Origin of the sequence: Parapedobacter defluvii (assembly GCF_014642075.1) — a bacterium.
GTDB lineage: Bacteria > Bacteroidota > Bacteroidia > Sphingobacteriales > Sphingobacteriaceae > Parapedobacter > Parapedobacter defluvii.
In genome coordinates this window covers 615,708-641,000 of record NZ_BMIK01000001.1, presented here as the reverse complement: position 1 = coordinate 641,000, position 25,293 = coordinate 615,708, and the positions used below count along the sequence as shown (strand labels likewise).

16 protein-coding genes are annotated in these 25,293 nt (G+C 48.3%); 8 read left to right on the top strand and 8 right to left on the bottom strand.

Annotation, left to right across the window (positions count from 1 at the left end):
* The first annotated feature begins 79 nt into the window (after window positions 1-79).
* Window positions 80-2,320: a GH92 family glycosyl hydrolase gene (locus IEX60_RS02430; RefSeq protein ID WP_188746989.1), complete on the top strand. Its 2,241-nt coding sequence runs from the start codon at window positions 80-82 to the stop codon at window positions 2,318-2,320.
* Between the two features lie 60 nt (window positions 2,321-2,380).
* On the opposite strand, the gene pnp is transcribed toward IEX60_RS02430, so the two are convergent.
* The 3 genes from pnp to IEX60_RS02415 all read right to left on the bottom strand — a co-directional run bounded on the left by pnp (window position 2,381) and on the right by IEX60_RS02415 (window position 6,291).
* On the bottom strand, window positions 2,381-4,519 hold the full coding sequence (gene pnp / locus IEX60_RS02425) for a polyribonucleotide nucleotidyltransferase (RefSeq protein ID WP_188746987.1): 2,139 nt from the start codon (window positions 4,517-4,519) through the stop codon (window positions 2,381-2,383).
* Between the two features lie 393 nt (window positions 4,520-4,912).
* The gene (gene rpsO, locus IEX60_RS02420; RefSeq protein WP_188746985.1) at window positions 4,913-5,191 is read right to left on the bottom strand and encodes a 30S ribosomal protein S15; all 279 of its coding nucleotides are present in this window, start codon (window positions 5,189-5,191) and stop codon (window positions 4,913-4,915) included.
* Between the two features lie 341 nt (window positions 5,192-5,532).
* Window positions 5,533-6,291 carry a class I SAM-dependent methyltransferase gene (locus tag IEX60_RS02415; RefSeq protein WP_188746983.1) on the bottom strand — a complete coding sequence of 253 codons (759 nt, stop codon included), beginning with the start codon at window positions 6,289-6,291 and terminating at the stop codon, window positions 5,533-5,535.
* 242 nt (window positions 6,292-6,533) lie between these two features.
* On the opposite strand from IEX60_RS02415, the gene IEX60_RS02410 reads away from it, so the two are divergent.
* The 7 genes from IEX60_RS02410 (at window position 6,534) to cysC (ending at window position 19,366) form a co-directional block, all read left to right on the top strand.
* On the top strand, window positions 6,534-7,727 hold the full coding sequence (locus tag IEX60_RS02410; protein WP_229717370.1) for an ROK family protein: 1,194 nt from the start codon (window positions 6,534-6,536) through the stop codon (window positions 7,725-7,727).
* A 154-nt stretch (window positions 7,728-7,881) separates the two neighbouring features.
* Entirely contained in the window at window positions 7,882-11,265 is a 3,384-nt protein-coding gene (locus IEX60_RS02405) for a SusC/RagA family TonB-linked outer membrane protein (protein ID WP_229717369.1), read from the top strand.
* Between the two features lie 11 nt (window positions 11,266-11,276).
* Entirely contained in the window at window positions 11,277-12,878 is a 1,602-nt protein-coding gene (locus tag IEX60_RS02400; RefSeq protein ID WP_188746981.1) for a SusD/RagB family nutrient-binding outer membrane lipoprotein, read from the top strand.
* 173 nt (window positions 12,879-13,051) lie between these two features.
* The gene (locus tag IEX60_RS02395) at window positions 13,052-13,555 is read left to right on the top strand and encodes a hypothetical protein (protein WP_188746979.1); all 504 of its coding nucleotides are present in this window, start codon (window positions 13,052-13,054) and stop codon (window positions 13,553-13,555) included.
* Between the two features lie 212 nt (window positions 13,556-13,767).
* The gene (locus IEX60_RS02390; protein WP_188746977.1) at window positions 13,768-14,625 is read left to right on the top strand and encodes a glycoside hydrolase family 16 protein; all 858 of its coding nucleotides are present in this window, start codon (window positions 13,768-13,770) and stop codon (window positions 14,623-14,625) included.
* Between the two features lie 57 nt (window positions 14,626-14,682).
* Window positions 14,683-18,849 carry a hybrid sensor histidine kinase/response regulator transcription factor gene (locus IEX60_RS02385; protein ID WP_188746975.1) on the top strand — a complete coding sequence of 1,389 codons (4,167 nt, stop codon included), beginning with the start codon at window positions 14,683-14,685 and terminating at the stop codon, window positions 18,847-18,849.
* A 1-nt stretch (window position 18,850) separates the two neighbouring features.
* Window positions 18,851-19,366 (top strand): adenylyl-sulfate kinase, encoded by a 516-nt coding sequence (gene cysC, locus IEX60_RS02380; protein WP_188746973.1) that lies wholly within the window; start codon window positions 18,851-18,853, stop codon window positions 19,364-19,366.
* Here cysC and cysQ read toward each other — a convergent pair.
* The 5 genes from cysQ to IEX60_RS02355 are packed head-to-tail and all read right to left on the bottom strand — an operon-like array spanning window position 19,315 to window position 25,293.
* The gene (cysQ, locus tag IEX60_RS02375) at window positions 19,315-20,115 is read right to left on the bottom strand and encodes a 3'(2'),5'-bisphosphate nucleotidase CysQ (protein WP_188746971.1); all 801 of its coding nucleotides are present in this window, start codon (window positions 20,113-20,115) and stop codon (window positions 19,315-19,317) included. The genes cysC and cysQ overlap by 52 nt on opposite strands.
* On the bottom strand, window positions 20,108-21,115 hold the full coding sequence (locus IEX60_RS02370; protein ID WP_188746969.1) for a sulfotransferase family protein: 1,008 nt from the start codon (window positions 21,113-21,115) through the stop codon (window positions 20,108-20,110). The genes cysQ and IEX60_RS02370 overlap by 8 nt, the downstream gene beginning before the upstream one ends.
* 3 nt (window positions 21,116-21,118) lie before the next feature.
* Window positions 21,119-22,327, bottom strand: coding sequence for a chromate efflux transporter (gene chrA, locus IEX60_RS02365; RefSeq protein ID WP_188746968.1), 1,209 nt, complete (start codon window positions 22,325-22,327; stop codon window positions 21,119-21,121).
* Window positions 22,324-23,715 (bottom strand): aryl-sulfate sulfotransferase, encoded by a 1,392-nt coding sequence (locus IEX60_RS02360; RefSeq protein ID WP_188746965.1) that lies wholly within the window; start codon window positions 23,713-23,715, stop codon window positions 22,324-22,326. The genes chrA and IEX60_RS02360 overlap by 4 nt, the downstream gene beginning before the upstream one ends.
* A gap of 3 nt (window positions 23,716-23,718) precedes the next feature.
* Window positions 23,719-25,293, bottom strand: coding sequence for a RagB/SusD family nutrient uptake outer membrane protein (locus tag IEX60_RS02355; RefSeq protein WP_188746963.1), 1,575 nt, complete (start codon window positions 25,291-25,293; stop codon window positions 23,719-23,721).

The following is a 25,293-nucleotide window of genomic DNA, read 5'->3' as shown; positions in this document are numbered from 1 at the left end:
CGTATGGATTTTTTTGGTGAAGCTGAAATAATAAATTAGTTTTACTGCAAATTATACGGACAACTCTATTGAATTAATCATGCTAATGCGTTTAAGCACTTTTGCCGTTCTCATCGGCTTCAGTTTACCTATACAGGCCCAGGATTCGTTGATTTCCTATGTGGACCCATTCATCGGAACCGGTGGCCATGGCCATACGTTCCCGGGCGCTACTGTCCCGTTCGGTATGGTACAGTTAAGTCCCGACAATGGCCGCGGAGGCTGGGATTGGTGCAGTGGATACCATTACAGCGATAGCCTGATTGCCGGATTCAGCCACATGCATTTAAGTGGTACCGGCATCGGCGACTGGCTGGATATTTCCGTATTGCCGTTGACAGCACCGTTGGATGACACCACACAACGGATAACAATGCGCTTCAGCCACGATGACGAACAGGCCTCTCCGGGTTATTATCAGGTCATGCTAAACAACGGCGTTAACGCCGAATTGACAGCCACTGAGCGTTGCGGCTACCACCGCTATACCTATCCGGACGGAAGCACCCCCATTATCCGCTTCGACCTGGCCTTCCACGTCAACTGGGACAGCCCCACGGAAACGCACATCAGCATATTGAACGATAGTACACTGGTGGGATACCGGTATTCGACGGGATGGGCCAAGGTACAGAAGGTATATTTTGCGGCACGCACTTCCAAACCTATCGTGCGAAGCATCCTTAACGACGGTCAATCGGCTTCTGATATGAGCGATATGGTAGAAACCTACGACAAAGGAAAAGGTGCGTCAGTTCAGCTTTTCTTTGACGGCAATACCCATCAAACGATTGAGATGAAGGTTGCTTTATCCATGACCAGCTATGATAAGGCCATCGGTGCTTTGCGGGAGATTCCCACGTGGGACTTCAACGGTATCCGTAAAGCAGCTGAAAATAAATGGGAAAGCGAGCTGCAAAAGATCAAAATTAATACCCAAGATGATCGACTGAAACGCATCTTTTATACTGCACTATACCACACGGCTGTAGCCCCCACCCTTTATTCAGATGCCGATGGCACCTACCAAAACGCCAACGGAGCTATCAAAATAATGCCTGAAGGGACAAACCGGTATACACTTTTCTCGCTTTGGGACACGTTTCGTGCGCTCAATCCGCTTTTTACACTTACCCAACCCCAGCGTTATACGGACATACTCAACAGCCTGCTGGCGTTCCACGACGAAAACGGGCTACTGCCTGTCTGGGATCTGAGCACCTGGGAAACGAATACTATGACGGGATACCACGCTATTCCCGTTCTGGCCGATGCCATCTTAAAAGACTGGCCAGGTTTGGACGCAGAGCGTGCCTACGAGGCTATGCTTAACAGTGCCTATCAGGATATCCGGGGTGTACCCGACTACATCGAATATGGTTACCTGCCTCAAGACAAGGCAGGGGGAAGCGTAACCGTTACATTGGAATATGCATTCGACGATTGGTGCATCGCCCAGGTTGCCAAGAAATTGAATAAAACTGCGGATTACGCGACGTTTATGAACCGGGCAAAATCATATGCCCATCTTTTTGATAGTCAAACCGGCTTTATGCGTGCCAAAACAAGCGACGGAAAATTTGTGGAGCCTTTTGACCCTTTTTGGTCTGAGCACGATTTTGACAAAAGTCAATACATTGAAGGGAATGCCTGGCAGCACTCGTTTTTCGTACCCCACGACGTGCGCGGACTTGCGCAGTTATACGGTGGCAATGATGGCCTGAATAGCAAGCTCGACGAACTATTCGCTGCACCATCGGAAATGCACGGAGAAAATATTTCGCCGGATGCAAGCGGATTTATCGGACAATATGCGCACGGCAACGAACCCAGTCATCACATTGCATACATGTATAGCTACATCGGCGAAGCATGGAAAACACAGGAACGGCTCCACGAGATTGTGGATTCCATGTACCACGACCGGCCGGATGGCTACGCAGGCAATGAAGACGTGGGGCAGATGAGTGCCTGGGCTGTATGGAGTATTGCGGGACTGTATCCGGTTAACCCGGCTAGCGGCGAATATGTGTTTGGAAGCCCCATGGCAGATGAAGTGGTGTTCGCCCTTCCAACAAATAAGACGTTCACCATCCGTACACTTGGTAGCGGAACCAAAAACAAGTACATTCAGTCGGTTACCCTCAACGGAGTACCCTACGAAAACACGTACATCCGGCACGAAGATCTGCTTAACGGAGGAGAATTGGTATTTAAGATGGGAGCTAAACCCAATAAGCGCTACGGCCGGAAACCCGAATCGTGGCCGGGTAAGGAGTAAAAAAAGCCGGTCTATCCACTTGGGTAGCCCGGCTTTTTACCTCGTACTTCGTACCTTACTTTACGCTTCCTTTTTTTCCGGTTTGGGAAGCAACGCCTTACGGGAAAGTTTCAGTTTACCTTGCTTATCAATATCCAGCAGTTTCACCTTCACGATATCACCTACATTGAAAATACCGTCCATGGTTTCAAACCGCTTCCAATCAATTTCTGAGATATGAAGCAGTCCATCTTTTCCCGGAATAATTTCAATGAACGCGCCGAACGGCATGATGGATTTCACCTTACCTTCGTAAACTTCGCCGATTTCCGGTTTTGCAGCAATCGCTTTAATGCGGCGTACTGCATCGTCAATTGACGCCTTGTCTTCGGCGAATACCTGCACGACACCTTTATTGTCCACTTCTTCAATGGCGATGGTCGCTCCGGTTTCGCGCTGCATCTCCTGGATGATTTTTCCACCCGGCCCGATTACTGCACCGATAAACTCTTTATCGATGGTAAAGCTAACAATACGTGGTGCATGGGGTTTGTAATCCGTACGTGGTTCCGCAAGGGTTTTCTTCATCTCGTTCAGGATATGCAAACGGGCTTCTTTCGCCTGTTCCAGGGCTTGGGTAAGTACTTCCCACTTCAGCCCGTTGATTTTGAGATCCATTTGGCAACCTACAATCCCTTTCTCCGTTCCTGTAACCTTAAAGTCCATATCCCCGAGGTGGTCTTCATCACCCAAAATGTCGCTCAAAATCGCATACTTATCCGATTTCTCATCGGTAATCAAGCCCATTGCGATTCCGGATACCGGAGCCTTGATTTTTATCCCTGCATCCATTAAAGCCAACGTACCTGCACATACCGTAGCCATGGATGACGATCCATTTGACTCAAGGATATCCGAAACGATGCGGATGGTGTAAGGATTTTCATCGCCGGTAGGCAACACCTGTTTCAATGAGCGCATGGCCAAATTACCATGCCCTACTTCCCGGCGCCCGGGGCCCCGGTTAGGCCGCACTTCGCCGGTAGAAAATGCCGGGAAATTGTAATGCAGGATAAATTTGTTGTATCCATGGATAAACGCTCCATCAATCATCTGTTCGTCATCTTTCGCTCCTAACGTAACAGAGGTCAGGGACTGCGTTTCGCCACGCGTAAATACCGCCGATCCGTGCGCCGCAGGCAGGTAATCTACCTCACTCCATATCGGGCGTACCGTGCGGACGTCCCGGCCATCTAACCGGATCCCCTCGTTCAATATGAGATTACGTACTGCCTCATACTGTACATCGTGGTAATATTTTTTGATCAGGAATGCTGTATCATCGTCGATCTCCTCTTCACTGAACGTCGTTTCTATAAAAGCCTCACCGATCTGTTTGAACAGTTCGCTGCGTTCGTGTTTTGCCGATGCCGCCTTGGCGACCGCGTAAACCTGGTCATATGTCGCCGCAAAAATCTGGTCACGTAACTCAGGATTGCTTGGCTCGTGATTGTATTCACGTTTGACTGTTTTACCCACCAATTGTGCCAGTTCCACTTGGGCCTGTACCTGTTTTTTGATGGCCTGATGCGCAAACTCAATTGCCTCCACCATTTCAGCTTCCGAGATTTCCTTCGCTTCACCTTCTACCATGACGATGTCATTGGCCGAGCCTGCCACGATAAATTCGAGTGTAGCCCGCTCCAATTCACTCAACAAGGGGTTGATGACCAACTGCCCGTCGATTTTTGCCACCCGCACTTCTGAAATCGGACCGTTGAAAGGAATATCAGATACAGCAATCGCTGCAGAGGCAGCCAGGCCGGCCAGCGCGTCGGGCATAATATCCTTATCAGCCGATATCAATGAAATCATTACCTGCGTATCCGCATGATAATCATCGGGAAATAACGGCCGCAATGCGCGGTCTACCAAACGTGAAATAAGGATCTCATAATCCGAAAGGCGTGCTTCCCGCCGTAAAAACCCGCCCGGAATACGCCCCGTAGCGGCATATTTTTCTTGATAGTCGACCGAAAGCGGCAAGAAATCCGTTCCGGGTTTGGCTTCCTGCGCGGAAACCACCGTGGCAAGCAACATGGTCTTTCCCTGCTTTACCACCACCGAGCCATCTGCCTGCTTAGCCAATTTCCCAGTGGAAACCTCGATCTGGCGACCCGCGCCCATATCGATTGTTGTTTTAATTTCGTTGTAACTCATTGTTGTTTCATTCGATGTGCGTTTCGTCTTCAGCGCACACCCATTTTTTTAATATACTTTTTTTAATTTGGGACAAACTTAGATAAACGCCACAGCATATGCAAGTTTTATAAAGCCGCAACCCGGCGTTTATCGGTCTCTCATCTGCGTTTGAAAAATAAGACTGTCAGCTGAAACCTACCATGTCAGCACCTTACGCAAAAGGTGATGAAACCTGCGGAAGCCAGAGGCTAACGCAAGCTTCATTGCCGCTGAAAACAAATGGTGCCAATGAAAATGTAGGTTCCATGAGGCCTTTAAAAACTAATTATTCTTATTCACGAATGAAAAGTAATAAAAATAAAAAGCCATCCGTCTAGGGCGGATGGCTTCATTGAAAATTGTACCTGAAAGCTATTTTATGATATCACGCAAGCCCAAAGCCTTGATGATAGCCCGGTAGCGCTCGATGTCCTTGTTGTAAAGGTATTTCAATAACGAACGGCGTTTACCGACCAGCTTCTGCAAAGAACGTTGCGTAGCAAAGTCTTTCCTGTTTGATTTCAAATGCTCCGTCAAATGAGCAATCCGTTTGGTGAACAAAGCCACCTGCCCCTCGGCAGAACCGGTATTGGTTGCCCCTCCGGCAAATTCAGCGAAGATATCCGCTTTGTACTCTTTACTTAAATACATTACTTGAATAATATTAAAGCGTTGAAAAATAAAAATGAATTAAATCGGGTGCAAAAGTAGGTTAATTTCCATTAACTTCCAAATGGCATTCTGTTTTCCTTGGATTGGGCTTGCCTCCCTATTGTAGTCCGCTTCGGACCTGGATGCTGACCGGGTTTGGATTTGAAGTACGCTTAGACTGGACTTGGTTTGGTTTCGCCAGTCGGAGACCAAACCAAGTCCAGTCTACGTCTAATCGGATCACCCAAGCAGACCCGAAGCAAACTCCAATAAAACTCCAATAAAACTCCAAGCGTCCACCGGCATCTCAAAACCTCCGGAGGTTAGCCTGACTGTTTCCATCAGATGCCGCCAATAAACAACCGGGTCTGGTAGGAAAGACGCACCTTTCCGTTCTCCTGATGCCGATCGAACAATGCAGCTACGGCCTCCAACATCTCTTCGTAAACGGGCGATGTTTCATCGGGCATAAACGAATAGGATAGCATCCGTCCACGCAAGGCTGTAAAGCCGAGGAAATCCGCATGTTCAAAAATCCGGTATTCTGGGGCTGTAGGCGCAAAAAATGTCAATACCTCCTCCGTAGCCATCCTTCGTTGGCTGACGCTTAAATAATCCACCCCATACGTACGGACCAACGACTCGTATTCCTGCTCAAATAAGCTGTCGGTATTTCTCAGATTCCATACAACGGCTACCAACAAGCTGTCCCGTCCGATGCGTTTAAATTCGGCTTTGGTTTTGGTCAGATCGAACCAGTGGAATGCCTGCGCAGAAACGACCATATCAACGGACTGGTCCGGCAAGCCGGTAGATTCTGCCGTTCCATCCACAAAAATACAATTTTTAAACCCCGCCAGTCTCCGATGCGCCAGCCGCCTCATAGAAGCATTGGGCTCAACAACAAAGACCGTATTTCCCCACTGTGCAATTTGTTCGGTAAATATACCTGTGCCCGCTGCAATGTCTGCCACCGCCTGCCCCGAATCCGGATCAATACGCTCCCGGAGAAAAGCCACCAACTCCTGCGGATAATGTGGCCGGAACCGGTCGTAAAGCATCGCCCTATGGGAAAACCGGCTTATACTATTTTTCGACATAAACCAGGAATCGGTTTTTGTATGTGGAGATTTTTCTGTTCATTGGAGTAAAAATAAGATAAAAAATCTGAAATTCAAACCCTGTCATATCCGGGGGAATTTCATAATACAATAAATTAAAATACTACAAAACAGTTATTTATAAAATCTTTCTATATATTTTTAAAAAGTATTTGCATATAAAATTAATTATTTATTAAGTTTGCATAAACAATGAATAATTAACCCTTTGTACATAAATTGTGAAATACGAACGGCAAGATCAGCTCAAACTATCAGTATTCAAACGTCTCTATTATAACGGGCCTTTATCGTTAGCCGAGTTGAGCACGTTTACGAATAAGAGTGTACCTAATATCACCAGTATTATCAATAATCTGGTGAAAGAAGGATACGCCGTCCAACATGGCCTGGCACCATCTACCGGAGGCAGAAGACCTGCTAAATACCGCCTCAGCAGCAAGAAAAAGCAGTATATTCTCGCAGTGGCAATGGACCAGTTTGTGAGCCGGATCGTAGCATACAACCTAGCCAATGAAATCATCGGTTCGGAAGTGTCTATCACACTGCCACTAAAAGACAACGGGGCAGCATTGAACCAGCTTTGCCAGTTTATTCGCTCTTATATTGACCAAACGGGTATCAAGCACGAGCATGTGCTCGGCGTTGGCATTGGCATGCCCGGGTTTATTGATGTAGAAAAAGGGCTCAATGCGTCGTTTCTACCTACCGGCTCTAAAGAGATCGGATTACGCGACAAATTGACGCAATCATTGGGATTGCCGGTATACATTGAAAACGACTCTAGCGTCATTGCCATTTCGGAGCTGCATTTTGGTGCAGCACGGGGGTTAAAAGATGTCATGGTAGTCAATATGGGATGGGGTATCGGGCTGGGTATGATTGTGAACGGAAGCCTATTCAGGGGCCACAATGGATATGCCGGTGAATTCAGCCACATTCCGCTGTCACATACGAACAAACTCTGCTCGTGCGGCAAGCGGGGTTGTTTAGAAGTAGACGCGTCACTCCTGGTAGCTGTCGAAAATGCGAAGCAAGCGATGGCAAAAGGGACGACTTCCAACCTGCAAAAGCTATTTGAAGCAAAGGAAAAAGCAGAAGGTGATTTGCTTATAGAAGCCGCAAAAATAGGTGATCAATTGGCAGTGGAGTCCCTTTCGGACGCTGCGTTCATGGTAGGCAAAGGCATTGCGACCCTGATTCACATCATGAATCCCGAACGCGTTGTCCTAAGTGGTAGAGGTGCAGCCGCCGGAAAATTATTGTTAGCCCCCGTACAACGGGCCATCAACGAGTTTTGTATCCCTAAACTTGCTGAACAAACGGATGTAGCGATTTCCAACCTAGGCTACCAAGCGGAGTTATTGGGCGCAGCCAGCCTGGTGATTGAAAATTGTGAATTGCACGGGAATTAGATGCTCAAGCCTACGCCAAATTAACATTATAGACAAAAACCAATTAATAGATTTACTTAAAACACACACCGGCATCTTTAATGATTCGACAGCTGTCTGTCATACTTTTTTTCAATCCAATTAATCAAATTATGAACACTAACCAATTTACAACATGAGAAATTTGTACATGAAATGCTGTGTCATGGCCTTTGCACTCCTGAGTGCAGCGCTATATGTTCATGCACAGACATCCATCACAGGAACTGTGACGGATGCAAATGGTCCCATCGAAGGAGTAACCGTACAAGTAACGGGCACCAACCGCGGCACGCAGACCAATGCCAGCGGACATTATTCGATCGAGGCTTCCACAGGGGAAACCCTCCAATTCAGCGCACTGGGATATACTTCACAATCTGTTTTGGTGGGTGCGTCTAGTATCATCAGTGTTACACTTGAAGAGGCCAGTGGCGAAATTGGCGAAGTGGTGATTACGGCGATGGGCATCAAAAGAGAAGCAAGGTCTTTGGGGTATTCGATCCAGAAAGTTGGGGGCGAAGATATTACACAGGCAAACGCTCCTACCGTAGCCACCGGACTCATGGGGAAAATTGCAGGTTTGAATATCAGTGTCCCAAATGGCGTCGAAGGGGGATCACAACGGGTTGTTATCCGAGGTAACACATCGATTTCCGGCAATAACCAACCGCTGTATGTAATTGACGGCATGCCGATGGACAACAGCCAAATAGCGAGTAGTGGCAACGACATTAACCGAGCTGCAGGTACTTACCAAGACTGGGGTTCGATTCTGAATTTTATCAACCCAGAAGATATCGAAGAAATCAACGTCTTAAAAGGGCCAACAGCGGCTGCGCTATATGGTGCAAGAGGAGGCAATGGCGTTATCCTAATCAATACAAAAAAGGGGAAATTAAAGGAAGGATTGGGTGTCGATTACAGCTATTCGTTGCGTCTAAACGACCCCTTCCGCTTTCAAGAAATGCAGAATGTATACGGATATGGAGGTGCTATCGCCCTGTATTCGGCAGTCCCAAGCTTACCGACCGATGAGAGCGGAAAGTTAAGGTATCCCGGCCAGGATCCATGGGCGGGGTCAGGCATAACGGATCAAAGATGGTTAAGCCAGGGGGCTGTACCGGGCGGACTAAACACGTGGGATTATTTCAGTTGGTATGGTACCGGCGCTTCATGGGGTGCAAAAATGGAAAACCAACAGGTTCTTTGGTGGGATGGAACCGTTCGGACGTATTCGCCTCAACCCGACAATATCCAGTCGTTCTACCGGAACGGCAACACGCAAACACACAATGTCGCCTTCAGCGGTGCTAATGATCTTGGCAGTGTACGTGTGTCATACACCCGGCAGGATAACACAGCAATTCTCCCGAACAGTAATTTCAACAACAATACATTTAACCTCGGGAGCAATGTCAAAATATCGAAGAAAGTCACGGCAGACATCAGTGCCAGCTATATCAATTATACGCGCTACAATTCACCGAATGTAGGCGATAGCAACAACTCATGGGGAAAATTCACTACTTATGGCATGTCGCGAGACTTCCAAAATATCGAACAAGATTTGTATAGGAACGCGGATGGCAGTAAAAACCTATTGGACGGTTCTGTATACCCACTTGGATATCCATATGGACAATACGGCAGGGATATATATTGGAACACCTATATGAATAATAATATTCTAAACCGCGATCAATTATTAGGTACTATTAAGCTAAATGCTGATTTAACAGATTGGTTAACACTTATGGGCCGTGTGTCGGGCAACTTTTCTTCTGATGAACTCGAAAAGAAAAATTACCCAATTGATCCAGAAGGCATCAATGGGAAATATGGCCATGAAATGTATAAAACCACCGACCGAAACCTGGAATTCCTAGCCACGGCACATCGAGACAATCTGGGTGGTTCCCTTTTCAATACAAGCATCTCGATCGGCGGCAGCGCTTGGAGCACCAACTACCGGGCAACACAAGGCTGGAACGATGGACCTTTTAATATTCCATACTTATTTTTCTTAAAAAATATCAACAAAACTGGAAATGCCACTGACTTTCAACCCACCGAAGACAGAGCTCAGCAAAAAATCAATTCGGTATTCGGTATCGCGAACATTTCCTATGATGACTTCCTGTTTTTGGAATTAACAGGACGTAACGACTGGTCATCCACACTGCCCGCACGCACAAACAGTTATTTTTATCCCGCGGCATCGCTGAGCTATATATTCACCGAGAATCTGACCCATAAGCCATCCTGGATCGACTATGGAAAACTTAGGGTAGCTTATGCAGGGAGTGCCAGCGGCACCAATCCTTACCAAACTACATACATCTATGATTCAGGGACATTTGGCGGTCAATCCACCCGGATGATTCCCGAAAAACTGCTCCCCTTAGACTTACTGAAACCTCAACGTTCAAATTCGTATGAACTCGGCACCGACCTCAGCTTTCTTCAAAATAAACTGGGATTGACGTTCACCTATTATCAAGTAAACTCTACCTCTCAGATTATTGATCTCAACGTTGCACCATCTTCCGGTGTTTCCGCAGTAAGGACAAATTCCGGCGAGCTTCTAAATAGGGGATTCGAATTTACGGTACGGGCTACCCCCATTCGTTCTGCCGATTTTTCTTGGGATCTGACGCTAAACGGCGCTCACAACACAAACAAGCTCATTGCCCTTGCTCCTGGTATCGACGAATATTATCTTGACGAGATGTTCGGAAACAATGGCGTTACCATGAAGGTAAAAGTAGGTGAAAATTATGGAACCATTTATGGCCATGATTTTACTTATAAAGACGGCCAACGTGTGGTAGAACGCGTATTAGACGGGAATGGCAACGTGGCTGGCACTCGTTATGTTGTCACATCCGAACAGGTACCCATCGGAAATGCTAATCCGAAATTAACCGGCGGTCTTGGTACGAATCTTCGATTTAAAAATTTCTCATTATACGGTCTTTTCGACTTCAAATGGGGTGGTGACATCTGGAGCGGCAGCTATTCAACAGCAATGGGTAACGGCTTAGCCCCTGAAACGTTATACGAACGTGATGGCAATGGGCTTCCTTACACGTATCCCGATGGTACAACAGCAAACCATGGTGTTATTCTTGACGGGGTCTTTGTAGATAACGCAACCGGCGAAGTTACGGGCGTAAATAACGATGTAGTTCACTACATGTGGAAATACGCCGGTGCATATGCTGCCTGGTCGAGCATCAACATGCCGAGAAGCTTGGCTGTTCTTGACAATTCCTGGATTAAACTTCGTGAAGTGAGGTTATCTTATCAGGTGCCGTCTTCCGTAATCAAAAACACGAAGTTCATACAAGGATTAAATCTTTCAATCATAGGTCGGGATCTATTCTATTTGTATACCAGCCTACCTGACCAGTTGAACCCCGAAGCAATAAATGGCATCGGAAATGCGCAAGGTATTGAGTTTGGGGCCTTGCCCAGTGTTAGATCATTTGGTTTCAGTGTCAGTGCGTCATTCTAATTAACAGCGTCATGAAAAAATTTAATATCAAGTTTATCATATGTGTTTTCTCCGGCTGCCTGATATCGGCTGTGAACACATCCTGCACCAAAGATTTTGAAGAAATAAACACACCCTGGAAGGAAGATCAAGCGGCCAATATCAACAATCTCTTCAATGGTGTCGTGGCTAGTCTTGAGTTGACCTGGAACGAACAAAGTGTGGCCAATTCGTGGATCTATCCGATTACACAATTAGGAACCGTAATCGGCTCGTCAGGTTACCGAATGGAGGCAGCCAGTAACGACATCTGGAAAAACTACTACCGGACCTTGATTAATATCAGAAATATCGAGCGACAGATCAATGAATCTCCGGATGCGCCAAAGCTTAGACAGATCCAAAATATGCTTACGATTTTGAAAGCTTATAAAACATTCAAAATGACGGATATTTTTGGCGACATTCCTTATACGGAAGCAGGTCGTGCAGATGAAGGCAATGCTTTCTATACGGTAAAATTCGATACACAGAAAGATATCTACGAAACACTTCTGAGCGAGTTAAAAGAAGCCGTGAGTACCTTATCTACTTCGACAGACCAAATCAGTTTAGGTGCTTCAGAAACCCTTTTTAACAACGACATTGCCAAATGGCAAAAGTTCGGAAATTCTCTACGGTTGCGCTATGCAATGCGCATGTATGAAGTTAACCCTGATGTTGCAACGCAGCATATACAAGAAGCACTGGCCCTGCCCTTATTCGAAAACACAGAACATACTGGAGTTTCTCCTGCGGCTCAAAACTTTACAGGAGAAGGCAGAGAATGGTCATTTAATTCAGGTATCTATCTCCGTATGGGATCGACTGCCTGGAATATGATGAGCGACAACAACAATGCGGACGGTAGCGGTATATTTGACCAACGTGCGAAAATATTCTTTGAGACAAACGCCAATAATCAATGGGTGGCAAAAGAACAAAACGTAGCTGGATCCGATGGTGGCGAACCTTATAACATCAGACGGGACGACGACTGGGCAAACAAAGGCAGCGGAAATTTATTTTCTAACGTTAACTATTATTTCGGACGAGATAAAAACATTCCCGAACTGATCATTACCGCTGCAGAAGTCTATTTCCTAAAAGCTGAAGCCGCTGTACGGGGCATCGGAAGACCGGTCAGCATGGTAGATGCAAAGTCAAATTACGAAGCAGGCATCAAATCTTCGGTTGATTTTTGGACAGCTATGGCTATGGCTAGTGAAGTATGGACCGTAAACAAGCCTTCTGCATTACCCACTTCGGCGCAACTTGCCTGGATATCATCCAAGCCAACAGTGGCATTTGTTACGGACCTCTCAGAAGATGAAGCATTAAAGCTCATTTATGCCCAGGCATGGCTGGACAATTTCAGACAACCTTACGAAGCATGGGCACTCCAGCGCAGAACGGATAAGACACCCAAATCAACCAACTCAGATAATCTGTGGCAAACCACCTACGGACGGTATCTCCGCCTTAATTATGCAGATGCGGAATATCAATACAACGTGACAAATGTTAACGCTGTAACGGGTGGGAAGTCTGCTCAGGATTGGATGGCAACACGTGTTTGGTGGGACGTGAATTAGCTTATCGTATAAATTTAGAAATTAGCGTGCCGGGGAAGGATATCATATTCTTCCCCGTTGCCGCATAATACCGGATGATTTTCCGGCACTACCACCGCAACATTTGCGACCAGCATCTCCGCTTATGTAGCATTTTACCACATACTTTCGTTTAGCTAAAAAACTAACTGATTATGAAACGAAAAAATAATTTGTATAAGACGACATCCATTTTCTTCGTTTGCACGGTACTCATCCTATCTTGCGAAAAAGAGAAATTAACAAGCCTTACACCCGATAACCTCACTGAATGCCCGACTTGTGAGACACATTTCAGGGAATCATCGCGCTTGGAAGCGTTACGCGTAGTAGACGGTAAAAACATCGTTTTCCAATATAAAAAGTATTGGTCAGCTAACCACACAGACGGCACACCCTACACCGGATTATTCTTTGAAATTCCCAAAGGTCGCACCTTTTTCAATCTCGATAAAAATACGATTGCCAGTGAAAAGGTCGTACACATAACCATGTGCCCAAATTGCAATACCATCCCCCTAAAACCCATAGGTGGGAAGCTGAAAGGCGAACAGATAGATAGCAAACGATGGTTAGTAGAAGCCGCGGTTGCTTTAGCCGGACCCGATGGACGCATTTTAGACACCCTTTCGTTTAAACATTATTTTACACGGGATTAAACTTCCTGCACAACTACTTCCGCAAGGTACCTGCAAATGACGTTGTATGGCACCGTTTTTATCATGGATGACTCCTGGCAAGATAACGACCGATCAACCTGAATGTAATTCTTAGAACCCTTGGACCAAAAATTAGGCATATAGGAAATTTTTAAGCAGCCCGCGGCTTTAAATTTGGCAATATGATAAACCCAAATTCAAGCACCGTTTTTATGAGAACGATCAAGAGCGCTATGGCCGTATTTTGCCTGTTCACTTCCTGTCTAGCCTGTGACCGGGCTGATTCCACAGCCACAGAATCGGAGAAAGAAGACCACCCAATCCCGGAAGCACCCTCCGCCGATAGTACCACTCCCATCCTCGGTGAAGATGGCCAATACCGGATCGAATGGAAAGGAATTACCTGGCTTGTAAAGCATGCAACCAACCGCGACGAGCCGAGGGGACCGGGTGAGAACATCTGGAGCAGCCAAAATGTGTGGGTGGATAACCAGGATAGACTCCATCTGAAAATCACGCGGCAGTCGGATGGCCGCTACCTTTGCGCAGAATTACAGAGTGAAAATGATTACCAGTACGGCACGTACACCTGGAAAGTTGACCACGATCTCAGCGAATTGCAGAAGGACGTGATCTTTGGACTGTTTCAGTATGGCGGAACGGATTACATCAATGAAATTGACTTCGAGTTTACACGTTGGAATGTCGCTTCCAACAACTGGTGCAATTATACCGTATACCGGAATCAGGTAACGACTTCAAATCCGGAGGTAAATTATGTACATGTCGATTACTCCGAACCGTTGGAGGGAACTTACACCACCCATGTATACACACGAGCCCCCGATAAAATAACCTTCCAAAGCTATCACGGTCACGGCACTTCTGCATCCTTCGTGAATACACCGGGCGGTGCCTCGGGATGGACATTTGACGAGCCGGGCAACGTGCCCACGAAAGCAATGCCTGTTTATATCCAACTGTGGACGAAATACAAAAATGTCAGCAATTATGAACTAAACAGCCCCAGTGTGGAGGTAGTCGTAAACGATTTCACCTTTACTCCTTAATCGAAATATTAGCTATATTGCATATAAAAATATAGTTAAGTTTGTATAAATCTGATCATGAATAGGGTCTTATTCCGTTGCTGCCTCGCGTTTGTCTGTCTGAGTCCGTGTATGACCGCTTGGGCACAATGGGATTATTTGAAGTTCAAACAGCTGAAAACATCGGACGGCCTCTCCCAAAACACCATACAAACCATCTTCGAAGACGATCTGGGCTTTCTATGGTTTGGTACGCAGGATGGGATCAACAAATACGACAGCTACCAATTCCACATCATCCGGAAAACACCGGACAGTAAACATAGCTTGTACTCCAATGACATCAAGTCCATCGTTCAGGACAAAGACAAACAGTTATGGATTGCCACATCGGATTCGCAATGTCCTAACATCTTTGATCCGGTTACCCGGCAAATCAAAGGCGCAGATGTTTACCTGGCCGATAAGGCGATAGACTTATCTAATGTGATCTCCTTTTCAACAACCCGGGAAGGCGACGTATTGCTTTGCAGCCGATTATCCGGGTTATTGCTATATGACCATCAACAAAAAAAGATCGGGCGTACGGAGGTTGACTTTCCAGTTACATGCTCCGAACAGGATCCGCATGGAAATCTGTGGGTGGGCACCTATGAGCAAGGCGTAGTCGTTACCGATCGTAAGGGGCGGATCATTCACCGGTATCATACATCGGACGATGGCCCGGTTACGGATGTCCATATCGATCAATCGGGTCGGATCTGGGTAAGTTCTGCCACATCAGGCATATATTACTACGATTCAAAGCAAGATAGCCTTACCAATGCACATCTCGGATTTGCGGGCAAGCTAACGGGACCAACCAAAGTATTGTGCATCGGCGAAGATATCGATGGACAGATCTGGTGCGGCACCGAAAACGAAGGCCTGTATATCCTGAACATGCAGCAGCAGCGCTGCCAGGTATACCGTGCAGACAAACAAGACACCCGAAGTATTGCGGGCAATTCAATCAATTGCATCCGGCGGGACCGGAAAGGCAATATGTGGATAGGAACCTCGGGGGCGGGCATATCCATGGTCAATATCGACGAAATCAACATTCTGCATTTCAGAAATACCGACAATCCCCACAGTCTGAGCAACAACATTGTGAATTGCCTTTTTCAGGATGCCGAAGGCAACATCTGGATTGGCACGGACGGCGGCGGACTCAACCGGTTTGATAAGACCCAAAACACCTTCGCCAACGGTCGGAACATTCCTTTTCAACAGGCAAGTGCCGGACGTTATGTCGTTTCGATCACCGAAAGCGACGACGGCGAATTATGGGTAGGCACCTGGGGGGAGGGGATTTATCGCTATCGCCCGGGAAAAACGGGTTCAACCCGGATAAATACGGCTAACACCCTGGAATTAAAAAACGACAACATCAACTGTTTACTGAAAGACCGGAGTGGCCGTATCTGGATCGGCACGTACGGAGGCGGGGTGACGCTATACCATCCATCCGAAAGGAAATTTCGGCATTATGGGATGGAGAAAGACATCAACAGCAACCATATACTTTCGCTCTTTGAATCTTCCGATGGTACCATCTGGATGGGAACCGAAGGAAGCGGCATCGGACTGTACAACGCTGAAACCGGATCATTCGACGCAATCACGACCGATTCGGATCTGGACGGCAGCCCGCTTTCCAACAACACGGTGAAGAGCTTCGCGGAAGACCGGCACGGAAACATCTGGATCGGAACATCCTATGGGCTGAACAAGCTGGATTACGCACACCGACGGAACAACGTATACTTCACTTCCAATTCTGCCATTCAGAGTGACATCGTCAATGCGGTTGTAACGGACAATTTCGGTCATATCTGGGCGGCCACCAACAAGGGGATCACAAAAATCGATGACCGGACACAAGCGATGGTCAACTACATGCCCTCCAATGGACTGCAGGGGGATGAGTTCAGACGGGCCAAACTCGTGGACCGCGAAGGCAACCTGTATTTCGGCGGGGTCAATGGACTCAACGTGATCAACAAATCCGGAGTGAAACCCCGGAATTATGCACCTTCCCTGGTATTTACGAATTTTCAACTCGGCAATGTCGATGTCCCCATCAGCACACCGGAACAGCCTACCCCATTGGCGCAAGATATCAACTATACGGAAACCATTACGCTGGATCATACACAAAATATATTCTCGCTGGAGTTCGCCTCGCTCAATTATGTGGATCCGGCGTTGAGGGCCTATGCGTATAAACTCGATGGATTGGACCCGAAATGGTTGCCGCTGGGAACGAAAAACACGCTTTCTTTCAACAACCTTCCACCCGGGATGTACAACTTACTGGTAAGGGGGACCGACAACAACGGTAACTGGTCAGATAACGTAGCCAGTATCCGGATCGCCATTACCCCGCCTTTTTGGTTAACCTGGTGGTTTAAAACCCTGGTTTTTGTGTTGACAGCCGCCCTTATCGTATCCATCTATTACTACCGATTGAGGAACATTCGGCTGCAAAACACCTTATTGGAACAAAAAATCGCGGAGAAGACCATGCTCCTGCACAACGCCAACAGCGAGCTCGTGGCGACAAATAATGAAATTCGGAATCAAAATTCCACGCTCGCGTTAAAAAACGACGAAATCAGCCGGCAACAGCAAAAAATTATCGAACAAAACAACAAACTGGAAACGGTCATCAGTGAACTGGAAACGAACAACCAGATGAAGGATAAGTTTCTGTCCATTCTCGTGCACGACCTTAAAAACCCGCTATCGGCACTCACCGGACTTACCGATTTGTTGAAAGAGAACCTCCCGCACCTTTCCCAAAAGGAGATTACGGCCTACATCGATGACCTGAGCCTGTCATCCAATTCGTTGAGCAACCTGGTTATCAACCTGCTGGAATGGGGAAAAACCAAAGCCAACAAATTGCACTTTTCACCAAAATCTTTTAATCTGTATGACCTGATCCAAAAGAACATCTATCTTTTCAACTTGCAGTTGCAGGGAAAAAATATAACGTGCAGCGTCTCGGTAGACCCCGGGGTCCGGCTGTTTGCGGATTATCAAATGGTGAGTACGATCATCCGGAATATTCTCAGCAACTCCATCAAATACACCAACGAAGGCGGACAGGTTGTGTTTGAATGCATTCAGGATCACGAATACGTTCACATCAAGATACGGGACAATGGAGTGGGTATGGACAATGTCCAAATCGAAAAAATCTTTCAGGATCAATCGGGTTCAACCATGGGCACCAATGGCGAAACCGGCACAGGCCTGGGGTTTCAGATCTGCCGGGAATTTATCAAGGCCCATAACGGCGAGCTATCCATACAAAGCGCCAAAGGTAAAGGATCGGTATTCACCATTTCACTTCCGAATGTACAGGTGAAACCCGAGAGCCAACAACGGGACCTCGTCGGCCCCGCGCCGATGGTTGCCGAATCCCTGCATAAATTTGCCAACGTGCGGATCCTGGTAGTCGATGATAACCAAAGTATCCGGTCGCTACTCAGGCACATCCTGGAAAATTACTTTGAAGTGGATGAAGCCTGCAACGGACAGGAAGGGTTGGATATCGCCCGGAAGACCCAGCCTGATCTGATTATTACGGATTTGATTATGCCGGGTGTTGACGGATTATCGCTGACCAAGTCGATAAAAGGCGATATTATGACCTCACACATCCCCGTATTGCTGCTAACTAGTGAAGACCAGGAAGCCAGCCAGCTTTTAGGGTATAAAGCGGGGGCGGATATCTACCTGACGAAGCCCCTCCATGCGGACCTGCTGCTTGCCGTCATCGGCAATTTCCTCGACAGGCCCAAGCCGACTTCCAAAGAGCTGATAGACGAAAATACGCCCGTGGCAGCCGATATGGGGTTGTCCGAACTCGACAAAGCGTTTATGGAAGATGTTCGGAATTTTGTGGTAACCCACATGACCGAATACGACCTTGACTACAAGAGCCTGTGCCGTCAATTCGGTATGAGCCGCTCTGTCCTCTACGCAAAATTCAAGGCCATTACGGGCAAGGGAGTGCACGATTACATCAAGTCCATCCGCCTGGCCGAAGCAGAGAAATTACTGCACGAAGGCAAAATGAATGTCAGCCAGATCGCCTACTCGGTGGGATTCAATTCCGTGTCTTACTTCTCGAAGTCGTTTTCAAAGCAGATGAACGTATCGCCCAAAGCGTATCAGAAAAACACCAAATAACATGATCAACAAACGGGTGATATGGCTTTTCGGGTTATCAGGAGCCGGCAAAACGACCCTATCGCGGTTGCTCGCCGAAAAACTGGAACAGCTCGGCCGGAGCGTTGTGCTGTTGGATGGGGATGAATTGAGGGCGGGGCTGAACGCTGATCTGGGGTTCTCCAACGAGGACCGTGCGGAGAATATCCGGCGTGCCAGCCACATCGCCGATCTGTTGGTGAAACAGAACATCGTTTGCATCGGCAGTTTTATCACACCCATGGATGCCCACCGGCAATTGGTATCCGGGATCGTAGGGGAAGAACTGCTTTTGGTTTACCTGGATTGCCCCGCATCCGAATGTGAGCGCCGGGATGTAAAAGGGCTTTACCGGAAAGCCAGGGAACGTCGTATTCCCGATTTTACCGGCGTATCCGCTTCCTTTGAGCTGCCGGATGCACGTGTTTTATCCATTGATACGCGGCATCATACACCGGAAGAAAGCGCAGCTATTTTGTGGTGTAAGTTGACCGAGTAGCAGATGAAACTTCCGTTTACCAAGCTGGGTTTGTTATATACAAATGCGCTGCCATCCGCTTGTGTCATCCGGGCGCCACTGGCAACGGCTATGGCATGGCCCGCAGCCGTATCCCACTCCATGGTGGGGCCATGCCGGTAGTATACCTGCGCTTTCCCCTCGGCAATCAGGCAGAATTTCAGGGAACTTCCGATGCTGACCACGTCCCGGATATCCAGGGACGATAAAAAAGCCTCCTCTTCGGCAGTCTTGTGTGACTTGCTGCCCACGGCTACCGGATTATGGGACGGGCTCGCCTGTATACGCCGGGTTTCCCCACCTTCGGTCTTGAAACTTCCTTCGTCTTTCAGGCCGTAATACAACACACCGGTTACGGGCACATAAATCACGCCAAAAACAGGTTCATTTCCCGCAATCAGCGCAATGTTCACCGTAAACTCTCCGTTGCGGGAAATAAATTCCTTCGTACCGTCCAAAGGATCCACACACCAGTAACGGTCCATCTTCTTCCGCTTCTCGTAAGGAATGTCCTTGCCTTCTTCCGACAGCATGGGGATTGCCGGGAAAATACTTTTCAGGCCATCCGCGATGATCCGGTGGGATACGGTATCCGCCAGGGTAAGGGGCGAATTATCATGCTTCTGTTGGATTTCCCATTGGTCCGTATCCGTGTGATATACATCCAGAATTGCCTCTCCAGCCTTCCGCGCGATATCGGCGATAGCCGGGATATCTCGTTTTTTATCCATACACACTCAGTTCGGTTTCCCTGATGCGACTAATTAAGTTAAGCTGCGGCTGCCTCCTTTTTTTATCGTCTTCGGATGCCTTGAACGCACGCTTTAACTGATCGTTTCTCACATTGAAAGCCGCTACGTCTTCCCAGGTAAAACTGAGAAGATCCGCACGCGGGGTAATGGGTTCGTATCCCAACGCCACCAAACTATCAAACGCTACCGATTCAAAGATACGGATATCCTCTGCCGACATTTCCCGCAGGTATTTATTGGCATTGTCCTGCATGACCGGCTTTGTCAGGTTTGTCCACATTGCACCCCCTTCGGCGGTCCGCCGGGATTCATCCGAAGTGTAATAGTGCAGCATGGCATCCTGAAATTCGATACCCAAAAATTCACACAGTTGCCGGATGGTTTGCTCGGGATGCAGGATAAGCCGCTCGTAATTCAACATAAAGAACCGTTCGGCGGGCACCCGATCCCGCAGTTGCAAACAGGCCTGCTGATCGTTATGCCACTGCTTGGCAATGTGGTAACTGTGCTTTTCACCGACGATGGCCTTCTGAAACGACAGGGCGACATCACGCCCATCGCGGTAGAGGTAAATGTATTTGAGACCGGCAGATACCTTCTCCAGCTCGTCGGAAAAGTACATATTGCCCATGCTTTTGCAACACCAATACCCCGCGCCGCATCGGCGCGCAAGGAATTCGTAGATATTTTTATTCAGCTCGAAAAGACTGAATTGACCGGCCATCCGGTAAATTTCATCTTTATCCAGGCGCACACCCCAGTCGACGGGATTCACGTGGATATAGTCGACCGCATCTTCCACCAGGCGCCTGTAAGAAATGGCATCCAATGTGCCGTAATAGGGCATCAAGGGCACAAAATTAGCCAACAGATGCGCGGGATGCGGTGAAACCAATTGCTCGGACTGATTAAGTATCACCCGGAGCAGGTTGGAACCCGAACGCTGGGTACCGATGATTTGTATGCCTTGTATCTCCATATTTCAAAAAATAAAGTCGATCATAAATCCCAAAAGAATCAGATAAATCGGATTCAGCCGCCCGAAAGACAACCCGGCTAATCCGGCCAACCCAAATAAAACAGCGGCCCACGAAAAATGAGGCATGGCCAGGACCAGCTGAACACCCGCCGCCAGGATCATCCCGATCACGACCGGACGGATCCCCTTGAACACCGCCTTGATGCCGGCATGCCGATAGTTGATATACTGTGCAAGTACAATCATCAAGCTGGCAGAAGGAACAAAAATTGCCAGTGTGGCCAATAGGGCGCCCACGATGCCTGCAATCTTATACCCGATAAATGTGACGCTGACGAGAATGGGCCCCGGCGTAACCTGTCCGAATGCAATGGCATCCACATATTCCTTTACCGGAAGCCAATGCAGTTCATCGACCAAAATGGATTGCATATACGGTATAATGACCATGCCTCCGCCGAAAAGCGTGAGGCTCATGCCACTGAAAACCGACAGTACCTGCCAGGATCCGTACGGTACCAGCCGGTATCCCCCCAATAAATACCCGATGAGAACTATCGCCAGCAAGGTAAGGATAACAGGCCCGGCCACCGACCGGGAAGCCGTATGGGGTACCCGGATTGTCGGCTCGGGTTCCTCTCGGTAGGCGATATAGCCCACCGCCGCACCCACCAGAATCAATACAACTGAGCCGGTAAAACCGCGGTATAAGAGCGTCGTCGCAAACGCCAGTATACTCAGAAACAATCCGGTCACATCCTTACCAACCTGCTTTTTGTACAGGGCAGCGCCCGTAGATAAGATCACGGCGGCAACCGCTAACAGCACAAACCGATTCGAACCGCCCGCTCCGGCTTGGTCTGCTGCCTGGTAATACCACGCAGCAATCGCCACCATCAAGAGGGTGGGAGGAGCAGTGATGGCCATGAAAAATGCACATGCTCCCAGCCAGCCATGCAGCCGGTACCCCAAATAGCAAACCACGTTAACCGCCAACGGCCCCGGCAGAAGCGTGGCCAGACTCATGGCATTTAGGACCTCTTCGCTGCTCAACAGTTTTTTCTCGGTAACCAAAAAACGTTCGACCATGACCACCAGGGCAGCGTGACCGCCAAAAGCCACGGCACCCACTTTAAAGATACCCCAGGAAAGCCGCAGGAGTGAATCCATGGCCGTACGTGCCGGATTATGGGTCATCAGCTGGCTGTTCATGGCGTTGCGGCTACTAACGGAATTTCTTCAATGCGGTAGGGATCGCCCCCCATGCTGATTTTCCAGAGCAGGTTGCCCGCATCGTCGGAAAGCACAAACAGCCGGGGGTCTGTCAAACAAGTCAGCACATTGCCTTCACCCAATAGCGCCGAATTGCCTTTTACGGACGAAAAAAAAGCGGGCGGGTACTTGACTTCCAGCGTACGCCGATACTGTCTGTTGGGCTCATCCAATTTAAAAGACAACGCCCTCGACTGCTTGCGTTTGATCCCGTTATCCAAAATCATCAGCTCGCCACGACGATTTATATGGACGTAATGCTGGGCGAAAAACAAGTCGTCCTCCTGCATGGGAAAATCGCCGCCCTGACCAAACTTCCATAATACCTCCCCGGTCTTTTTGTGGATTTTCCAAATCTGGTTCAAATCGCGGAACGACATCAGGAAATATCCGTTTCCGTCGTCGTACAGGGCATTGCCATGCACGAGATCGTTCTTATCTTTCAATATCGTTGGATAATGCAGCACATCCAGGTGATCCAGCACCGACCATTCCCAGATTTTCTTCCCGTCGGGATCGAAGACCACGATGCCATCGGCCCTGACGGTATCGGCAGACCCCCCACCCACCGTGCTCAGGTCAAACAATTTATGGTCAAAGGTAATCGCGTAAATATTACCTTCCGCATCCTTACGTACCTCGTGATGCACCCGTTTATCCATATCCCCCTCCCCCACCTTGAAATGCTTCACATACTCACCCTTGAGGTTTACCTCTACGATCTCGTCTCCGCCCGAAGCGGGTATATCTTCCGATCCGATGATGCATAATACGGTACGATCAGGTGTCCAGGAAGAAACTTTCACGCCCTTCGCAAAGGGTTCATACCACACCATATCGCCCAATCCATTGATGATCACCGCAGCCCCGGGTTCAGTGAGTATCTGTGTAAGGAAGTACCGGTTTTGCATGTCCTCCCGGATGGAGCCGGCGATGCTGTCTAAGGTAAAATAGGGCGTGGTATGATAGATCGATTTGGTTTCAATGGAATATACGTTGCTCCAGTCGGTATCCGCCCCACGCCGCGCTTTTACCTGATAGGCATATTGGCGCTGGGGCAGGAGGTTATAGAGAATCACCGCGTGACTGGATTGGTCCGCATACACATCCGACCATAGAGTATCCATGCCGCCCTTCAGCCAGTACTTAACCTGTACGGAAGCCGATTTATTTGTGGCAACGTTCACCCGCACGCGCAACCGGTTTTCCGGCAGGTAATGCAGCTCGATCGCTTCGATATTCAACGGTTGCCAAACCCGATAAAGGGCAAAGGCGCCGATAACGATCAGCGCCGTAACCACCGTATACAGGGCAAGGTTCCGTACCATCCGCTATTGCCTTACCCGGCCTTTGTTAATACTGACATCCAGCGATGTATTTGCCTGTATCTCCTGGATCGGATAGGGGTATAATGCATAGTTGACCGCATCCGAATAGGTGTTTTGGTCCCGAAGCAGGGGTTTGACCTTCTCCTTAAACTTCGATAGCGGGTCGGTACCGTTGGTGGCACTGCGCCCCCACCGGATCAGGTCGTCCCGACGGCGTCCCTCCATAAACAATTCCAATCCGCGCTCGTCAAAGATAAAATCCCGCAGCGCTTCCTTGGATCCGAAGTCCGATAATTGGACAACCGGCGCATTGCTGCGTGTTCTCACGTCGTTGATCAACGATACCGATTCGTTATTGGGGCCATTTAGTTCGTTGAGGGCTTCAGCCCGCATCAACAGGATGTCCGAATACCGGATGACACTGACATTATTGTATCCGGCATAGTTATAATTATTGACGTGGGGATATTTGAGCCCATAGGTATATTGCGCCTGTACGGTATCGGGCAAACTACCTCCTTCGCCGCCAAACTCCTTCGGTAAGGTAATGATCTGTCCGTACAGTGCCTTATAGGTACCCAGCAACAGCTGACGCCGTTGATCCTGCAGGTTGAACTTTGCATAAAATTCACGGTGAATCGGAAAATTACCCCAACCCCGGTTGTAGTCCCACGGAACGGACTGGATGCCGAAGCTGTTGGACAAAATACCGTAGGAGCCCGGTTCACTGGAAGATTTCATCACAAAAATGAATTCATTGTCGGATCGGTTCATGTTGTCAAACAACGCAACGACACCACCTTCGGCCGCGGTACGCAAATCGTAGACCCCACCGGAAATCACCTCGGCACATTTATCTGCCACTTTCTGCCATTCTCCACGCCGCAGATACAACCTGGCCAGCAACCCCTGTGCCGCACCCTTTGTAGCCCGGCCGTTCTGTTCCGCGGGATAACTGGAAGGAAGATGTTCCTCGGCATATTGGAGGTCAACGACGATCTGCTCTTCAATGGTTGCCTGCGGCACCAACGGCGGGTTCTCGTCTGCTTCGGTAAAATCAGCCGATGATTTCAGGTTCAGCGGCACATCTCCCCACAGCGATGTCGCATCGTAATAGGCCAGGGCACGCAGGAAACGTACTTCTGCCAAATGCTGCATTTTAACTTCCTCCGACTCGCCGTTGCCCACGTAGTCGATTTTTCCGATGAGGTATTCCGATTCGTTGGCTCTCGAAATCAACCGGAAGATACTTGCCCATACGTCATTGACGATGGAATTGCTGGCATCGTAGGTCAACTGATCCAGCTGGATTCCTTGCCGACTGTCGGGTTTGGTGGTGACAATATCAGACGGATATTCCGTTAACTGGTGCAGGTAACCGGCATAATACCCGTTGCCACCGTTATCCCGGAGCGCAGCGTACACACCGCGCACACCCTGCAAACCGTTTTCGGGCTTGGTCAGCGTAGTTTCATCGAAAACAGAATACGATTCTTCCTGCAAGCCGTTCTCGCACGAGATTGGCAACAATGAGCAGAGCAGGAACATATATAAGGTTGGTTTTACTTGGTAGTTCAT